Origin of the sequence: Nonomuraea sp. NPDC026600 (assembly GCF_040638335.1) — a bacterium.
Taxonomy (GTDB): domain Bacteria; phylum Actinomycetota; class Actinomycetes; order Streptosporangiales; family Streptosporangiaceae; genus Nonomuraea.
The window spans coordinates 49,141-65,828 of the sequence record NZ_JBEZYD010000015.1; the positions used below are offsets into that span (position 1 = coordinate 49,141).

A 16,688-nucleotide genomic window follows, 5' to 3' on the forward strand; every position below is an offset into this window, starting at 1 on the left:
GGCGTCTACCGTGCCTAGCCGTAAAAAATGAAAATTTAGTATCGGTAGTGGTCGGTCTTGAAGGGGCCTTCGACGGGGACACCGATGTACTCGGCCTGGACCTTGGTCAGCTCGGTGAGCTTCACGCCCAGCGCGTCGAGGTGCAGGCGGGCGACCTTCTCGTCCAGGTGCTTGGGCAGCACGTAGACGCCGATCGGGTACTCGTCCGGCTTCGTGAACAGCTCGATCTGCGCGATCACCTGGTTCGTGAACGAGTTGGACATCACGAAGCTCGGGTGGCCGGTGGCGCAGCCCAGGTTCATCAGCCGGCCCTCGGCCAGGACGATGATCGAGTGGCCGTCGGCGAACACCCACTCGTCCACCTGCGGCTTGATGTTGCGCTTCTCGACGCCGGGCAGCTTGGCCAGGCCGGCCATGTCGATCTCGTTGTCGAAGTGCCCGATGTTGGAGACGATCGCCTGGTGCTTCATCTTCGCCATGTGCGCGGCGGTGATGATGTCGAAGTTGCCTGTCGCGGTGACGAAGATGTCGGCCTGGCCGACGACCTCGTCCAGCGTGGTGACCTGGAAGCCGTCCATGGCCGCCTGGAGCGCGCAGATCGGGTCGATCTCGGTCACGATGACGCGGGCGCCCTGGCCGCGCAGCGCGTCGGCACAGCCCTTGCCGACGTCGCCGTAGCCGCAGACCACGGCCACCTTGCCGCCGATCAGCACGTCGGTGGCGCGGTTGAGGCCGTCGATCACCGAGTGGCGGCAGCCGTACTTGTTGTCGAACTTCGACTTGGTCACCGAGTCGTTGACGTTGATCGCCGGGAAGCGCAGCGAGCCGGTCTTGTGCATCTCGTACAGGCGGTGCACGCCGGTCGTGGTCTCCTCGGTCACGCCCTTGATGCTGTCGGCGATCGTGGTCCACCGCTTGTCGTCACCGACCGTACGGCGGAGCAGGTCGATGACGACGTGCCACTCCTCCGGGTCCTCATCCGTGGCGGACGGGACGGCCCCGGCCTTCTCGTACTCGGCGCCCTTGTGGACGAGCATCGTGGCGTCGCCGCCGTCGTCGAGGATCATGTTGGGGGTCACGCCGCCGGGCCAGGTGAGCGCCTGCTCGGTGCACCACCAGTACTCCTCCAGCGTCTCGCCCTTCCAGGCGAAGACCGGGACGCCCTTGGGGTCGTCGACGGTGCCCTGGGGGCCGACGACGACCGCGGCGGCGGCGTGGTCCTGGGTGGAGAAGATGTTGCAGCTGACCCAGCGGACCTCGGCACCGAGCGCGACCAGCGTCTCGATGAGGACGGCGGTCTGGATCGTCATGTGCAGGGAGCCCATGATTCGCGCACCGGACAGGGGTCGCGCACTTGCGTATTCACGGCGGATCGCCATGAGGCCGGGCATCTCATGCTCGGCGAGCCGGATCTCCTTGCGGCCGAAGTCGGCAAGTGAAAGGTCGGCGACCTTGAAGTCCATCGGGTTTTCCCCTCGCGTCACGGAGTTGTCGCGCATGAGTTTAGGCGCCGTTGGAGCCAGGTCGCATCCCGAGGACCCGAAAACTGACGTAAGAATGTAAGAATGCGCATCACTGAAGCGGCCAGGCGGCTCGGCATGTCCCCTCGAATGCTCCGATACCGGGAGGCTCTTGGCCTTCTGCCGCCGGTCCGGGAGCAGGGCGCGCACCGGCGGTTCGGCTCGGACGAGCTCGCGGCCGTGGCTCAGGGGATCGAGCTGGAGAAGCGGTTCGACATCTCGCCCGCCGAGCTGGCGTTCGCGTTGCGCGTGCTCAGCGACCCCGCCGTGGCGGTCGCCGTACGCGACCTCGGCGTACGGATCGGCCGTATCCAGGCGCCGCGCCGGGCCCTGGACTTCGAGAAGGAGAAAGCGCTGCGGCTGCTGCGAACTTCTGCCCCTGGCCAGACGTCCAAATGGTCATGATGGAGCTGCTGATGGCCACCGTACTCGCCCTGTCTCCGGTGCAGATGGGCGGCGAGGTGAAGGTGTACTTCTCCAAGGGAGACGGCATTCCCGGCAAGGTGGTCGCGGTGACCAGGAAGGCTCCCGATCGGGGCCTCGCCCGGTTCGCGATCGGGCAACTGATCGCGGGCCCGACCAAGGCGGAGCGCCGGAAGGGCCTGCACTCCGAGCTGACCGGACGGCTCCGCGGCCCGTCCGACTGCGGCGCCGACTTCAAGCTGAAGATCAAGGACGGCACCGCCACACTGCGCTTCTGCCGGACGGTGTGGGGCAGCGGGGTCGGCAGCGACGCGCGGGCCCTGCACACGATCTCCGCCACGTTGAAGCAGTTCAAGTCCGTCAAGAAGGTGATCTCGCTCAACAAGGACGGCCGCTGCCTGTTCGACGAGTCGGACGCGGGCACGTCCTGTCTGACGGGCCACGAGTGAATCGGCCACCCACTCCAGCGGACAGATGATCGACTGCGGACTACGATCTCCGGCAAAAGCGGCTTTTGTGGAGGTTCGGGTGACCAAAGAGATCGAGCACCGCATCGACACGTCCGTGCCCCACCCAGCCCGGGTCTACGACTACTGGCTCGGTGGCAAGGACAACTTCGAGGCCGACCGGGTGGTGGCCGAGATGGTCCTGAAGACCGAGCCGGGGATGATCGAGGCGGTCAGGGAGAACCGCGCCTTCCTCGGCCGGGTAGTGCGCCACCTGGCCAAAGCGGGCATCAGCCAGTTCCTGGACATCGGCACCGGCATCCCCACGCAGGGCAACACGCACGAGGTGGCGCAGTCGGTGAACCCCGCCGCCCGCATCGTCTACGTGGACAACGACCCGATCGTCATGAACCACGCCCGAGCCCTGTTACGCGGCTCCGAAGAGGGGCGCACCACCTACATCGAGGCGGATCTGCTGGAGCCCGAGGCGGTCCTCGGCGATCGGAGCGTGCTCGACACGCTCGACTTCAGCAAGCCGGTAGCCGTGATCATCATCGGCACGCTCATGCACATCAGGAACGAGCTCGACCCGTGGAGCGCGGTCAAGGCCTACTCCGCCGCCGTCTGCCCCGGCAGCTACCTGGCGCTCTCCCACACGACCGCGGACTTCGAGCCCGAGGCGATGGCCGCCATGGCCGAGATCTACCGCGACACCCCGACCGGGATGACCCACCGCAGCGGGCCCGAGATCGCGCGCTTCTTCGACGGCTACGCGTTCGTCGAGCCGGGGCTGGTCGTCGGCCACCAGTGGCGGCCCGAGGGCGGCGTGCCGAAGAAGGTCTTCGCGGGAGGCTACGGCGTCGTCGGCCGCAAGCTCTGAGCGCCCCGGACGCTACACGGCGGCGGGCGCGTGGAGCTGCTGGGCGAGCCATGGCAGGACCTGTGGCAGCTCCCTGTTCCAGGTGTTGAAGTTGTGCCCGCCGCTGGGCAGGATCAGCGACGACGCCTGCATCGGCGGCTTCACCGCGGCCAGGAACCGCTGTGTCGACTGGTAGTTGCCCTCCCCCTTCCTGCTGCTGGTGACCAGCACGTTGACCTGCGGGGCGGGCAGGCCGGCCAGCCGCCACATGAGGTCGTTGCGCTGCTCGACCGTCTTGTCCCCGGCGAACAGGTCTCCGGTGGTGTCATCGATGATCGTCTTGTAGTAGCCCGAGAGCGACACGGCGGCCGAGAACCTGTCCGGATGGCTCATTGCGATCTTCAGCGCGCAGTAGCCGCCGGTCGACCCGCCCAGTAATCCCCAGTAATCCCGCCCGCTCCCCACCCGGTACGAGTCGATCATGTCCTGCCGCACGTCAGTGGCGAAGTACGCCTGCGACTGCGGCCCGCGCGGCACGTCGACGCACTCGGTGTCGCGCGGCAGTACCACACTGGGCCGCATCATCACCAGGATCGTCGGCTCGACCTGGTGCTCGGCGATCGCTTTGGCCATCCGGCCCGGCAGGTCGAGCCGGGTCATGAGGTTGCGCGGGTCGCCCGGATAGCCGGTCAGCGACAGGATCGCGGGGAAGCGCTGGTGCTTGTCCGTGAAGTAGGCCGAGGGCAGGAAGATGTAGGCCTCCTCACTGAGGTGCGTGGTCGGCCCCGGCATGATCACCTGCTCGATCCGGCCACCCCGTACGGCGTGCTGGGTCAGCACCCGGATGCCCGCGCCGACGCCCGCGACCGTGATGGGCGCCGTGGCCGTGTCGGTGCCGAGCAGGTCGGGCCACGAGCTGTAGAAGCCGAAGTACGAGTTCCCGATCAGGCCGAGCGCCGTCAGCGTGAGCACCTGGTCGCCCACGAGCACGCCCACCCTGCCCAGGACGGCCGGCCAGCGGCGGCCGCTCAGCTGCGGCCACAGCCAGACGGTCGCGACCAGTGCCGCCACCGCGAGCCCGGCCATCAGAAGTTGCAGTTTTACCGAGGTCAGTTCCATCTCGCCTCCACGACAGGGATACTCCGCGAGGCGTAAGCAGCGGGTTAGCGCACGCTACGCGCACCCCTCACGACTTAACGCGGGCGTTATAGAGGGCTGCGTTTAATATCGAACTGTGAAGAGGATCGCGCGCCCGTGGGTGCCGGCCGTCACAGGCTACGCGTCGCTGATGATCGGCCTGCTCGACATCATCAAGGTCGTGGCGCCGGGGTTCGGTCAGACGAGGATGGGCCAGTGGTCCGACCTGCTGCCCGGCATCGTCACCACGGTCGCGCGGGCGTCGTCGCTGGTCGTCGGCATCCTGCTGGTGATGCTGGCGCACGGCCTGCGCCGCAGGAAGGCGCGGGCCTGGCGGGCGATGGTGGTGCTGCTGCCGGTGAGCGCGGCCGTGGAGGTCATCCATCTGCGTCACCTGTTCACGGCCGGGCTGAGTCTGATCGTCTGCGTGGCGCTGCTGCTGAACAAGCGCGAGTTCGCCGCCCTGTCCGACCCCCGCACCCGCTGGCGGGCGCTGTGGAACCTGCTCGGCCTCGGCTCCCTCGACCTCGTCCTCGGCTTCCTGCTGGTCAGCACCCACCCGATGACCACCATCGGCCACCCGAGCGTGCTCGACCGGCTGGAGCACGTGGTGCTCGGCCTCGTCGGCGTCGAGGGGCCGGTCACATACTCCGTCGAGCGCGTCTCGGACATGGTCTACTTCTCGCTGCTCGCGCTCGGCACGCTGACCGCGGTCACCACCCTGTACCTCCTGCTGCGCCCGGAACGCCCGATCTCCGAGCTCACCGCCGAAGACGAGCGGCGGCTGCGCGAGCTGCTCGACAGGCACGGACAGCGCGACTCGCTCGGCTACTTCGCGCTCCGCCGCGACAAGAGCGTGCTCTTCTCCCCCTCGGGCAAGGCCGCGATCGCCTACCGGGTCGTCTCGGGCGTCATGCTGGCGAGCGGCGACCCGATCGGCGACCGCGAGGCGTGGCCGGCGGCCATCGACAGGTTCATGACCGAGGCCAGGCTGCACGCCTGGGTGCCCGCGGTCATCGGCTGCGGCGAGACCGGCGGCGAGGTGTGGACCCGCAGGACCGGGATGTCGGCGCTGGAGCTCGGCGACGAGGCGGTGGTCGAGGTCGCCGGCTTCACGCTGGAGGGCCGGGCCATGCGCAACGTCCGCCAGATGGCCAACAGGGTCGAGCGCGCGGGCTACACCTGCCGCGTACAGCGGGTCGCCGACCTGACCGAGGCCGAGAAGGAACGGATCAAGCAGGCCGCCGTCTCCTGGCGGGGCACCGAGACCGAACGCGGCTTCTCCATGGCGCTCGGCCGCTTCGGCGACCCCGCCGACGCCGAGTGCGTGGTGGCCACCGCGCACAAGGAGGGCGAGATCAGGGCCGTGCTGCACTTCGTGCCGTGGGGGCCGCGCGGCATCTCACTCGACCTGATGCGCAGGGACCGCGACGCCGAGCCGGGGCTGAACGAGCTGCTGATCGTCAAGACCCTCCAGGCCGCGCCCGCGATGGGGGTCGAGCAGGTCTCGCTGAACTTCGCGATGTTCCGGGCGGTGCTGGCCAGGGGCGAGCGGCTCGGCGCCGGGCCGGTGCTGCGGGCGTGGCGCGGGCTGCTGGTGTTCTTGTCGCACTGGTTCCAGATCGAGTCCCTGTACCGGTTCAACGCCAAGTTCCGGCCGATCTGGGAGCCGCGGTTCGTGGTCTATCCCAATGCCCGTGATCTGCCGCGGATCGGGCTGTCGGCGTTGCAGGCCGAGGCGTTCATCAAGCTCGGCCTGTCCACCCCCGGCCGCCGCGCCTTCCGCCTCATCCGGCGCGACGCGGCCCACCTCGTCTCGTAAGAAACGTGGCCGCTCAGGCGGTCGGCGTGTGCGAGCGGTCCAGGTCCGGCTCCAGGTAGATGACCCGCGCGATCGGTACGGCCTCGCGGATCCGGCGCTCGGCCTCGTCGATGCCCCTGGCGACGTCGGAGGCCGAGTCGTCGTGCGAGACCGCGATCTTGGCCGCCACCAGCAGCTCCTCCGGCCCGAGGTGCATCGTGCGCATGTGGATCACCCGGTCGACCTCCGGCGCGCTCTCCAGCGCCTTGCGGATCTGCTGCTCCATCTCGGGCGAGGCACCCTCGCCCACCAGCAGCGACTTGGTCTCGATGGCCAGCACGACCGCGATCACGGCCAGCAGCACGCCGATCATCAGCGTGCCGATGCCGTCCCACACGCCGTCGCCCGTGATGACCGCCATCGCCACGCCGAACAGCGCGAAGATCAGGCCGAGCAGCGCGCCGAGGTCCTCCAGCAGGATGACCGGCAGCTCGGGCGACTTGGACCGGCGGATGAACGTGACCCACGACTGCTTGCCGCGTAGCGGGTTCGACTCCAGAATCGCCGTGCGGAACGAGAAACTTTCCGCGATGATCGCGAAGATCAGCACCGCGAACGCCCAGATCGGCGACTCCACGTCGTGCGGCGTCACGATCTTGGTGACGCCCTCGTACAGCGAGAACGCCGCACCGATCGTGAACAGCACCACGGCCACCACGAACGCGTAGAAGTAGCGCTCGCGCCCGTAGCCGAACGGATGCGCCTTGTCCTTCTCCCGCTGCGCCCGCTTGCCACCGATCAGCAGCAGCAACTGGTTGCCCGAGTCGGCGACGGAGTGGATGCCTTCGGCGAGCATCGAGGACGACCCGGTGAAGAAGGCGGCCACGAACTTCGCCACGGCGATCGCCAGATTGGCGGTCAACGCCGCAATGATCGCCTTGTTACCGCCACTCGCGCTCACCCGAAAACTCCACTCATCATGATCATGCAGTCAAAGGCCCGAAAAGGGATCCTATTGCGAAATTCTGGCCTTAAGCTCCGTGATCGCTGACACAGGGGTCGGATCGACGCCATACCCGAGGGCCAGATAGGTGGTCGCATAGTCGCCCAGAGCGATCAGCGAGGCGACCCGCTCCAGCGGGTGCGAGCCCTCGGCGGACAGCTCGGTGACGGGTACGTCGCGGTCATGCGCCAGCCGTGCGGACTCCTCGCGGCGCCGTGCCACCCGCGGGTCCTCTTCGACGTCGCGCAGCATCACCAGCCGGAGCGTGTGGCCGGCCTCGTCGGCGAAGATGTCGCGCTTGGCCAGCGGCCCGTCGAAGGCGGCCACCTGGTTGTGGCCGGCCTCGGGCAACTCGCCGAAGATCGCCGGGTATTTGGCGTTCTCGTTGAGCTGGCAGGCCAGCCGGTAGCCGGCGGCCGCGGTGACGGAGGACGAGCCCCAGATCATCGGCACGCTCTCGGCCAGCTCCGTGGCCAGCGTCTTGCCCGGGTTGACGAACGACTCGCTGGACGGCCGGCACCGGTGCGCGATGTCCTCCAGCGTCGCGGCCACCCGTTCGTACAGCTCCTCGTCGGCCTTGATCAGGCCGAGCGCCGCGGCGGACACGATCAGCGGGATCGTCAGCAGCCAGACGTTGGCGCGGGACTGCCCGGTCGCGGGCACCGGCACGTAGACGGCGGACGCCTGCCTGGCGATCGACTCCAGGGGCGAGTCGGCGCTGCCGACCGCGAGCAGCGAGCAGCCACGCCGCACGGCCTCCGTGGCCGCCGACAGCGTCTCCTCGGTACGGCCCGAGCACGACACCGCGATGACCAGATCGGTGGCGCCCACCCAGCCGGGCAACTGGTGGGAGCGCAGGGTCACGATGGGCAGCGGGGCGCCGTTGCCGCAGACCGCGGCGAGGACGTCACCCGCGATGGCGGAGGCCCCCATGCCCACGACCACGACCGCGCGCGGCCGGACCCGAGAGGTCAGCCGGTCGACGCCCGCCTCGACCGCGGCCCGGTGCGCGATGCGCACCTGGGCGGCCGAGGCCGCGACCGCGACCAGCATGCCGCCCGGATCACCCGCGGCGAGATGCTCCTGGTCATCGAGCCGCTCGGGCTCCCAGGTCACGGCTTCCTGGCCTCGTCGACGAGCAGAACGGGAATGTCATCCCTGACCGGGTAGATCAGGCCGCAACCCGTACAGACCAGCTCCTCGGTCTCGCTCTCCGCGCGCAGCGGTGACTTGCACGCCGGGCAGGCCAGGATCTCCAGCAGCCAGTCGTCGATCTTCACACTGACACCCCTCTAACCATGGCGAGGACCTCGTCCCGTATCGCCGTCATCTTGCTCTCGTCCGCCGCCTCGGCGTTGAGCCGCAGCAGCGGCTCGGTGTTGGAGGCGCGCAGGTTGAACCACCAGTCGGGGCCGGTCACGGTGAGGCCGTCGAGCTCGTCGACGGTGCCCCTGGGGCCGAACTCCTGGCGTACGAGCCGGAGGGCCGCGTCCTGGTCGGCGACCGTGCTGTTGATCTCGCCCGAGGCGTGGTAGCGCGCGTAGGCACCGATCAGCTCCGACAGCGGGCCGTCCTGCTCCCCGAGGGCGGCCAGCACGTGCATCGCGGCGAGCATTCCGGAGTCGGCGAACCAGAAGTCGCGGAAGTAGTAGTGGGCGGAGTGCTCGCCGCCGAACACCGCGCCGACGCGGGCCATCTCGGCCTTGATGAACGAGTGGCCGACGCGGGTGCGCACCGGCTCGCCGCCGTGCTCGCGGACGATCTCCGGCACCCCGGCCGACGTGATCAGGTTGTGGATGATCGTCGCGCCCGGATATTTGCCCAGCTCGCGTACGGCCACCAGTGCGGTGACGGCCGACGGCGAGACGGACTCGCCGCGCTCGTCGATCACCCAGCACCGGTCGGCGTCGCCGTCGAAGGCCAGCCCGATGTCGGCGCCCGTCTCGCGGACGGCGCGCTGCAGATCACGCAGGTTGGCGGGCTCCAGCGGGTTGGCCTCGTGGTTGGGGAAGGAGCCGTCGAGCTCGAAATAGAGCGGGACCAGCTCGATCGGCAGGCCGGCGAAGACGGCGGGGACGGTGTGACCGCCCATGCCGTTGCCCGCGTCGGCGACGACCTTCAACGGCCGCACGTCCGACAGGTCGACCAGCGTGCGCAGGTGGTCGGCGTAGCCCTGCAGCAGGTCCTTCTCGATCAGCGACCCGGTCGGCGGGGCCGTGCTGCCGACCAGCTCGGCCGCGCGGTCGCGGATCTCGGCGAGACCGCTGTCGCCGCCGATCGGCACCGCGCCCGCGCGGCACATCTTCATGCCGTTGTAGCGGGCCGGGTTGTGGCTGGCGGTGAACATCACGCCGGGCAGCCCGAGGCTGCCGCTGGCGTAGTAGAGCAGATCGGTGGAGCCCAGCCCGGCGTGCACCACGTCGGCGCCGCGCGAGCGCGCACCGCGCACGAACGCGGCGGACAGCGGCACCGAGGACTCCCGCATGTCATGCGCGACCACGGCCGAACGGGCCCCGGTCACCTCGACGAAGGCCGCCCCCACGGCCTCGGCGGTCTGCTCGTCGAGCTCGTCAGGCACTACGCCGCGAACGTCGTACGCCTTGAAGATCTTGGCGAGGTCGCCCACTCTCCAGCTCCGCCCTTAGGTCGTCACGTGTACGAACGAGCCTACCGGTCGCGATGTTGCTGGGCGGACCGCAGAACGCGCAGGTGTCCCCTACGCCCGACTTCGACCCCTTGGCCGACCGGTTCGCCTCCGCCGGACGGCGCGGGCCTGGCGGCCTCCCTGACGGCGTTGGCGAGCGCCTCGAGGTCGTCTGAACTGGGCGACGTGCCGTCCGTGGGCAACCGCACCACCTCCCAGCCGCGGGGAGCGGTCAGCCGCTCGGCGTGTTCGGCGCACAGGTCGTAACAGTGTGGCTCGGCGTACGTCGCCAGAGGGCCCAGAACTGCGGTCGAGTCGGCGTATACGTACGTGAGCGTGAAGACTGCAGGCTGGCTGCAGGCGGTGCGGGAACAACGGCGGACGGGGCTCACGGAGGGACCGTATCTGGTAAGAGTGCGAGGCGCCACTATCTGGGCGCTCTTAACGAGCGTGTCGCCACAATTCGGACACCTGTCGTAGCTTTCTCCCCACATGCCCTGAAGCCGCCTCCCCGTACACTTGCCGGGTGAACGAACGGCGTGGTCCCAGACGGCGTGACCGGCACGGTCGCGGCATGCGCGGCCCCCTCGCCCCTTCCCACGTGCCGATCGCCAGATCGCGCAGCGAACGGTTCGACGACCTGGTGCTCGACGCGGTCGACCGGCTCCGGCCACAGTGGGGCAAGCAGCTGGCGGCGGTGGAGTTCGCGGTCGAGGAGGTGCCGCCGCTGAGTGAGCTCGGCGACGGGCCCAGCACCGGCTCCGAGCCGATCCCGTTCGGGCGCGCCGACGTCGCGCGCGGCCAGGACCCGGCCGCGGTCGTCGTCTACCGGCGGCCGCTCGAGGCCCGCGCCCGCGACCGCGACACGCTGGGGGCGCTGGTGCACGACACGGTGGTCGAGCAGGTGGCCACGCTCCTCGGCCTGTCACCGGAGACCGTCGACCCGGGCTACGACGACCGCCGCTGACCACGAGGGTCGGCTTGGCGGGCGAAAGTTTGGCACTCGCTTGCCTGGTTGCAGAGAGTAGCCATACGATTACCGTGAGTGTTCATTCGATGCGAAGGAGAGCATCCATGGGCAGACACGAGAAGCCCGACAGCCCGAAGGCCGAGGACCTCGATCCGAAATCCGCCGTAGCCCGGGGACCCGGATCCAATGAGGACCACAACCACACCGCCAAAGGCTCGCACAGCGCCGACTCGAAGAAGGGCGGCAAGAAGTAGTGGACGACACGGCGCAGGGGATCGAGCGCCTGATCGAGCACCTCGACGAGTTCGACGACATCGGGCCACGCGCCAAAGAGGCGATCCGCGCGGTGCCCCGTCACCTGTTCATCCCTTCGGTCGGGCTTCCCGTGCCAGCTTCTCCCGACAGCGCGTACATCATCGACCGCGACGCCGACCCGGACGCCTGGTGGGACGCGGTCTACTCGCCTCACTCCATCGTCACCCAGCTTGACGACGGAGCCACCGACCTCAGAGCCATAGAAGGCGGCTACTCCTCCTCGGCCTCAGCGCCGAGCACCGTCGCCTACCTGCTCCACATCCTGGACACCGTGCCAGGCCGCCGGGTGCTGGAGATCGGCACGGGCACCGGCTGGACCGCCGCCCTGCTGTCCCATCTCGTCGGCGAGGAGAACGTGACCTCGATCGACATCGATCCCGTGGTGGCGGAGCAGGCGGCCAAGAACCTGAGTGAGGCCGGCGTGCACCCGCACCTGATCGTCGGCGACGGCGCGGCCGGCTGTCCTGAGCGGGCGCCGTTCGATCGGGTTCACGTCACCTGTGGCATCCGCACGGTGCCGTACGCCTGGGTGGAGCAGTGCCGCCCTGGTGGGGAGATCGTGCTGCCCTACTGCCCCGGGTTCGGCCACAACCACGCCCTGCGGCTCGTCGTCGCGCCGGACGGCATCGCGTACGGCCTCTTCCCCGGCTTCGCCTCGTACATGATGATGCGCTCCCAGCGTCCCGTCCTGGACCGCCCGGCGCGAGGCCCGGAGGACAAGCACCACTTCACCACACGCGTCGACCCCCGCACGATCGCCTACGGTCCGCCCGGGGCGGACCTCGCCATCTCGGCACGGACCGGCCTGACCTCCAACGGCAGCGCGGAACCGGACGAGGACGGGGAGATGTACCGGATGTGGGTGTCCGACCCCTCCAGCTCCTACTCCTGGGCTGTGGTGGAGTGGCGGCCCGCCACCGAGGAGTACGAGGTCTACCAGGTCGGCGACCGGCCCTTGTGGGACGAGGTCACCGACGCCTATTTCCGCTGGGTGAGCTGGGGCGAGCCCGACCGCGACCGGTTCGGCATGAGGGTCACTCCCGACGGCCAGCAGATATGCCTGGACGGCACGCCTATCGGGGAGCCACAACGGTCGATGTGTCCGTCAGCTTAGGGAGCAGAGTCCAGGTCCGGGCGGGTGCCAACGGTTGGTCGGTGATCAGCAGCCCGCTCTTCAACCGCTCCTCCGTCACCCGCCCCCCGTACACCTCCCCCGAAACCGGGGTGACCACCACCCCGAACTCCCCTTTGCCCTTGAGCGGCACGTTCCTGGTCCGCCCGGCGGGCACGTCCACCACGAACGGCTGCCCGGCAGGGCCGCGGTCCGGCACGATCCGCACGCTGACCCGGCCCGCCGCCCCCGGCGCCGTGAGCACCAGCCGGGATCCCGCGCCGTTGGCCGCCACCGCACTGCCCAGGTCGAGCGGCGGGGTCCCGGCCGTGAACGCCACATCCGGTTTGTCGCCCGTGCCCGTGACGACGACGCCGGCCACGACCGGCGTCCGCGAGGTCAGCACGAGCGCCGCCGCCTCCCCGCCGATGCCGGTGGTCACGTCGAGCGCGGCCACGCTGTCGGCGGGGACGTCGATGGACTCGCGGCCCTTCATCGCGTACGCGGCGTCCTCGGTCACCGCCTGGATGGCCACGGTCGCGTCGGCGTCGCCCGGGGCGGCGACCAGCAGCTTCCGCGTGCCGCCTCCGCCGGGCACACCGGGGACCACGACGCGGGTCGACGGCGGTGCGGCGGCGGGGAGCCAGTCGACGCCGTTCCCGCCGAGCGAGGCCTCCGCGGCGACCGCGAGCCGGCCGGTGAGGACGGTGACGCCGACGGCCATCACGTTCGCCGAGGGCGCGAGCGTCTTGAGGTCGATCGCGCTGTGGCCGCCCGGCGGGATCTCCAGGCCCTGCCCCTTGTCCGCGGAGACCGCGCCCTCCGCCGCGTAGATCTGGACGTCGGCCAGGGCGGGCGCCCGGTCGGCGTTCATGAGGTAAAGCGTGACGTCGGCCTCCGCGGGGCCCGGGCCGACGAGCCAGGTCGTGGCTCCCGGCACGGCGCAGCGCACTCCGGCGAGCCCGCGCCGGGGGCCCTCGGCGACCCGCGTGGTGTATCCGGCCTCCAGCCCGCCCGAGCCGTTCACCACGTACGGCTTGGCGTCCTTCATGGACTCGTGGGACAGGGTGCCCGGCAGGTACACGCTCACCCGCTCGCCCTTGGTCGCCGGGCAGACCGCGGTCACCGACTCCACGGCCACCTTGCGCGGCCCCTCGGCCTTGGGCGGCACCGGGGCCGGCCGAGTCACGTACGCGACGCCGTACAGTGCGCCGAGAGCGACGACGACCAGCAGGAACAGCCCGAACCTGTTCTCCACGAACGCCTTCATCCGACACCCACCAGGGCGGCCGGGGCGGGTGCCTCGACGCGTTCCGCGGTGGGCTCGTGTCTGCCCGGAGCGGCCAGCACCGCCACGAGCAGCACCAGCGCGGCCTGCGTCCAGAGCCAGGGGCGGTGCAGAGCGCTCTCCGGTTGCGCGGGCACGTGGGCGGGCGGGTCCAGGAGCCGCCACAGCCCGCCCGCGTCCGACAGGTTCACGCGTTCCAGCGACGGTTCCGAGTCGAGGGCCTTGACCAGCTCGGGCGCGACGGGCGGCGCCACCGCGACCATCGCCACGCCGTACCGCGCGAGCGTGGCCGCGTCCTTGCCGCCGCGCCCGCCGGCCAGCCCTTCGGCCGCGGTGGCCACCAGGGCGCGGGTCTTCGACGCGACGGGCAGCTCGGCCTCGCCGATCAACGGGGTACGGCCGTGCAGCACGGTGAAGCCGGAGCCCCTGATCACCAGGGTGCGCTCGCCGTGCTGGGACTTGAGTGCGGCCATTGCCGGCATGACGTCGGCCGCGCTGCCCTGGAGCGGCCCCGGCACACCCTGGGCGATCCAGTACCCGGCCGCGAGCACCGGCGTGCTGAACGCGACCGCCACGACCAGCAGGGCGCCCAGCCTGCGCGGCCCGCCCGCGGCCCGCGACTCGGCCAGCCGGTGCGCGGTCAGCCCCACCAGCACGAGCAGCCCGGTGGCGGCGACCGCCAGCGGCACGCCCGGCCAGGCCCGTGCCCCCTCGACGGTGACGCGGCCGGCCAGGATCGCGACCAGCACCCCGTACACCGCGAGGCCCCACCCGATCGCGACGATCATCCGCTGCGCCCGCATGAGCAGCGCGGCCAGCGCGGCGGCGACCAGCCCGCCGGTCACCCAGAACGGCGGCACCCCGGGGCCCCCGGGGCTGAAGGCCAGCAGCGACTCGGGAGCCAGCCCCTGGTCGGACAGCGCGGCGTCGTGCAGCCCGGCTTCGAGCAGCAGCCGCGCCGGGTCGAGCACCAGACCGGCCAGCCACGGGAACAGCAGGGCCACGGGGACGATGAGGGCGATGGCCATCGAGGTCACCACATCCCGCCGTACCCCGCCATAGGCCACGGCGGCGAGCACGCCGAGCACCGCGAACAGCGGATAGACCAGCGGCACGAACGCCGTGCCCACCGCGAGCAGCAGGCCGAGGCCCCAGCCCGCGCGGCGGGCGCGGCGGCGCTCGCCGGACAGGAGGTTCGTGGCGAGCGCGGCGTAGACCGGCAGCAGCACGAACACCACCGCCGTGCCGAGCCGGCCGGCCGCGATCGCACCCGTCGCGACCGGCAGCAGCGCGTACGTGGCGGCCAGCCAGACCCGGGCGGGCACCTCGGGGATGATGCGGCGGGTCGCCAGGTAGGCGGAGGTCCCGGCCAGCGGTACCGAGCCGAGCAGCAGCACGGAGACGGCCAGCCAGGTCTTGCCGAACGCCAGCGTGGACAGGGCGGCGACCACCGCGACGTACGGCGGCGCCCAGTCCGTCGAACCGAGGCCGATGTCGTGGAAGCCCTCGGTGTAGAAGCGCCACAGGTCGGCCGCGTCACCGGTGACGGGGACCAGCGCGCCGCCGCCGAGTCGGTCGCCGCCCAGCAGGGAGCGTTCGGCCACCAGCGTGACGAGGGTGAGCGCGGCGACGAGCAGCACGCCGGGACGGCCGAGGAACCGCCGGACGGCGCCGGTGTCGGACGGCATCACCTCGGCGTCCTCGTCGCCGGCGGCGTAGTGGTGACGTCCTTCCGAGCCGACCGGTCCCTCACCGGCGAGGAAGCTCTGGACCATGTCGGCCAGCCGCCGGTAGGCCGCGCCTCGCGGCGTCAGCAACCGCTTAATCCTGATATATCCCTTTTTGCGGCCGTGGCGGCGGGCGCGGCGGGCCTTGAGCAGCCGGATCGGGTGGATCAGGATCGAGCCGAACGCGACCATCTCGTCCAGCGCGTTGGCGGGCTGCTTGCCGACGACATAGAGCAGCGTGCGGAGGAACGAGCCGAAGACGTTCCGGATCAGCGCTCCCAGCAGCGCGCGGAACGGCAGGTTCGCCATGACGACGAAGATCGCGTTACGCCGGTCGAGCCTGCGCGGATGGTCGCCGCTGACCGTGATGGGCCGCCGCCTGCGGGTCGCCGCCTCGGCGTGCCAGGCGACCGCCGTGGTGACGACCAGCACCTGGTGCCCGGCGTTGCGCACCCGCCAGCAGAGGTCGAGGTCGTCGCGGAAGAGGGGGAAGAACGGGTCCAGGCCGCCGACCTCGTCCCACACCTCGCGGCGGATCAGCATGCCCGCCGTGGAGACCGCCAGCGCCTCGCGGGTGCCGTCGTGCTGTCCCTGGTCGAACTCCCGGGGCTCCAGGCCGGTGTCCCTGCGCCCGGTGCGGTCGACGGTCACGCCGACTTCGAGCAGCCGCCTGCGGTCCAGCCAGTCGCGGAGCTTCGGGCCGAGCACCGCCGCTTTGGGGCTGTGCCGGGCCTCGTGCAGCAGCATTTCGAGCGCGCGGTGGTCGGGCGCGCAGTCGTCGTGGAGCAGCCAGATCCACTCGTCCTCGCCGCCGCCGGGTAACTTGCCGAGCACCTCGGCGACCGCCTCACCGAACCCGGTGGAGCGGGGCAGTTTCAGCACGTTGCCGGAGCCCAGCGCCTTGGTCAGCACGTCGGCCGAGCCGTCCCTGCTGCCGTTGTCGGCGCCGACCAGCCGGTCCGGTCTGCGGCTCTGGCCCAGCACCGCCTGCAGGGTCTCCCCGAGCCAGCGCCCGCCGTCGTGGGCGACGACGATCGCGGTGACGAAGTGACGGCGCATCGGGCGTGACTCCTGGGGAGTGGATCAGGCGCGCCCACCATACATGCGAAAAAGGGTCACACGGCAGACCGCGTGACCCCTTCTCTTATATCCCTAAACGGCCTCTCGCTTGATCCTTCTGCGCTCCCGCTCGGACAGCCCACCCCAGATGCCGAACCGCTCATCGTGTTCGAGTGCGTACTCAAGGCACTCCGCACGCACTTCGCACGATCGGCAGACCTTCTTGGCCTCTCGGGTGGAGCCGCCTTTCTCCGGGAAGAACGCCTCCGGATCCGTCTGAGCGCACAACGCACGCTCCTGCCAGCCGAGTTCTTCAGCGTCAAGCTCATCTTGTGCGATGACCAGATCGGTCACTGCACACCTCCCTGCCGCCCGCCCGCAATGG

The 16,688-nt window shown here is 70.3% G+C and carries 17 protein-coding genes; 7 read left to right on the top strand and 10 right to left on the bottom strand.

The annotated features are described in order from the left end of the window. Positions 1 to 35: 35 nt before the first annotated feature. A complete protein-coding gene (ahcY, locus tag AB0F17_RS30915; RefSeq protein ID WP_358029986.1) occupies positions 36 to 1,463 on the bottom strand; it encodes an adenosylhomocysteinase in 1,428 nt (475 codons plus the stop codon). Between the two features lie 102 nt (positions 1,464 to 1,565). On the opposite strand from ahcY, the gene AB0F17_RS30920 reads away from it, so the two are divergent. From AB0F17_RS30920 to AB0F17_RS30930, 3 genes are all read left to right on the top strand, one after another. Beyond that, positions 1,566 to 1,925, top strand: coding sequence for a MerR family DNA-binding transcriptional regulator (locus AB0F17_RS30920; RefSeq protein WP_358029989.1), 360 nt, complete (start codon positions 1,566 to 1,568; stop codon positions 1,923 to 1,925). Positions 1,926 to 1,936: 11 nt separating this feature from the next. After that, the gene (locus tag AB0F17_RS30925) at positions 1,937 to 2,392 is read left to right on the top strand and encodes a GerMN domain-containing protein (protein ID WP_358029991.1); all 456 of its coding nucleotides are present in this window, start codon (positions 1,937 to 1,939) and stop codon (positions 2,390 to 2,392) included. 79 nt (positions 2,393 to 2,471) lie between these two features. Beyond that, positions 2,472 to 3,269: an SAM-dependent methyltransferase gene (locus AB0F17_RS30930; protein WP_358029994.1), complete on the top strand. Its 798-nt coding sequence runs from the start codon at positions 2,472 to 2,474 to the stop codon at positions 3,267 to 3,269. Between the two features lie 12 nt (positions 3,270 to 3,281). On the opposite strand, the gene AB0F17_RS30935 is transcribed toward AB0F17_RS30930, so the two are convergent. After that, a complete protein-coding gene (locus AB0F17_RS30935; RefSeq protein ID WP_358029996.1) occupies positions 3,282 to 4,367 on the bottom strand; it encodes an alpha/beta hydrolase-fold protein in 1,086 nt (361 codons plus the stop codon). 115 nt (positions 4,368 to 4,482) lie between these two features. On the opposite strand from AB0F17_RS30935, the gene AB0F17_RS30940 reads away from it, so the two are divergent. Next, entirely contained in the window at positions 4,483 to 6,207 is a 1,725-nt protein-coding gene (locus AB0F17_RS30940) for a phosphatidylglycerol lysyltransferase domain-containing protein (RefSeq protein WP_358029999.1), read from the top strand. A gap of 13 nt (positions 6,208 to 6,220) precedes the next feature. Here AB0F17_RS30940 and AB0F17_RS30945 read toward each other — a convergent pair whose 3' ends face one another. From AB0F17_RS30945 to AB0F17_RS30965, 5 genes are read right to left on the bottom strand one after another with little or no spacing between them, the layout of a single operon-like run. Next, entirely contained in the window at positions 6,221 to 7,147 is a 927-nt protein-coding gene (locus AB0F17_RS30945) for a cation diffusion facilitator family transporter (protein WP_358030002.1), read from the bottom strand. Between the two features lie 51 nt (positions 7,148 to 7,198). Continuing rightward, positions 7,199 to 8,305: an SIS domain-containing protein gene (locus tag AB0F17_RS30950; RefSeq protein WP_358030004.1), complete on the bottom strand. Its 1,107-nt coding sequence runs from the start codon at positions 8,303 to 8,305 to the stop codon at positions 7,199 to 7,201. Then, a complete protein-coding gene (locus AB0F17_RS30955; RefSeq protein WP_214633501.1) occupies positions 8,302 to 8,469 on the bottom strand; it encodes a Trm112 family protein in 168 nt (55 codons plus the stop codon). The genes AB0F17_RS30950 and AB0F17_RS30955 overlap by 4 nt, the downstream gene beginning before the upstream one ends. Further along, on the bottom strand, positions 8,466 to 9,815 hold the full coding sequence (locus AB0F17_RS30960; protein ID WP_358030007.1) for a phosphomannomutase/phosphoglucomutase: 1,350 nt from the start codon (positions 9,813 to 9,815) through the stop codon (positions 8,466 to 8,468). The genes AB0F17_RS30955 and AB0F17_RS30960 overlap by 4 nt, the downstream gene beginning before the upstream one ends. A gap of 41 nt (positions 9,816 to 9,856) precedes the next feature. Then, positions 9,857 to 10,225 (bottom strand): DUF3499 domain-containing protein, encoded by a 369-nt coding sequence (locus AB0F17_RS30965; RefSeq protein ID WP_214633499.1) that lies wholly within the window; start codon positions 10,223 to 10,225, stop codon positions 9,857 to 9,859. 182 nt (positions 10,226 to 10,407) lie between these two features. Between AB0F17_RS30965 and AB0F17_RS30970 the strand changes: the two genes are divergently transcribed. From AB0F17_RS30970 to AB0F17_RS30980, 3 genes are all read left to right on the top strand, one after another. Beyond that, positions 10,408 to 10,800, top strand: coding sequence for a metallopeptidase family protein (locus AB0F17_RS30970; RefSeq protein WP_214633498.1), 393 nt, complete (start codon positions 10,408 to 10,410; stop codon positions 10,798 to 10,800). A gap of 107 nt (positions 10,801 to 10,907) precedes the next feature. Beyond that, entirely contained in the window at positions 10,908 to 11,057 is a 150-nt protein-coding gene (locus AB0F17_RS30975) for a hypothetical protein (RefSeq protein ID WP_358030010.1), read from the top strand. Then, the gene (locus tag AB0F17_RS30980; RefSeq protein WP_358030013.1) at positions 11,057 to 12,232 is read left to right on the top strand and encodes a methyltransferase domain-containing protein; all 1,176 of its coding nucleotides are present in this window, start codon (positions 11,057 to 11,059) and stop codon (positions 12,230 to 12,232) included. The genes AB0F17_RS30975 and AB0F17_RS30980 overlap by 1 nt, the downstream gene beginning before the upstream one ends. Here AB0F17_RS30980 and AB0F17_RS30985 read toward each other — a convergent pair. The 3 genes from AB0F17_RS30985 to AB0F17_RS30995 form a co-directional block, all read right to left on the bottom strand. Continuing rightward, positions 12,192 to 13,499 (bottom strand): DUF5719 family protein, encoded by a 1,308-nt coding sequence (locus AB0F17_RS30985; protein ID WP_358030016.1) that lies wholly within the window; start codon positions 13,497 to 13,499, stop codon positions 12,192 to 12,194. The two genes, AB0F17_RS30980 and AB0F17_RS30985, sit on opposite strands and share 41 nt — an antisense overlap. Next, positions 13,496 to 16,303: a glycosyltransferase family 2 protein gene (locus tag AB0F17_RS30990; protein WP_358030019.1), complete on the bottom strand. Its 2,808-nt coding sequence runs from the start codon at positions 16,301 to 16,303 to the stop codon at positions 13,496 to 13,498. Before AB0F17_RS30990 ends, AB0F17_RS30985 begins: the two co-directional genes overlap by 4 nt. Positions 16,304 to 16,396: 93 nt before the next feature. After that, entirely contained in the window at positions 16,397 to 16,657 is a 261-nt protein-coding gene (locus AB0F17_RS30995) for a WhiB family transcriptional regulator (protein WP_214633495.1), read from the bottom strand. Positions 16,658 to 16,688 lie beyond the last annotated feature (31 nt).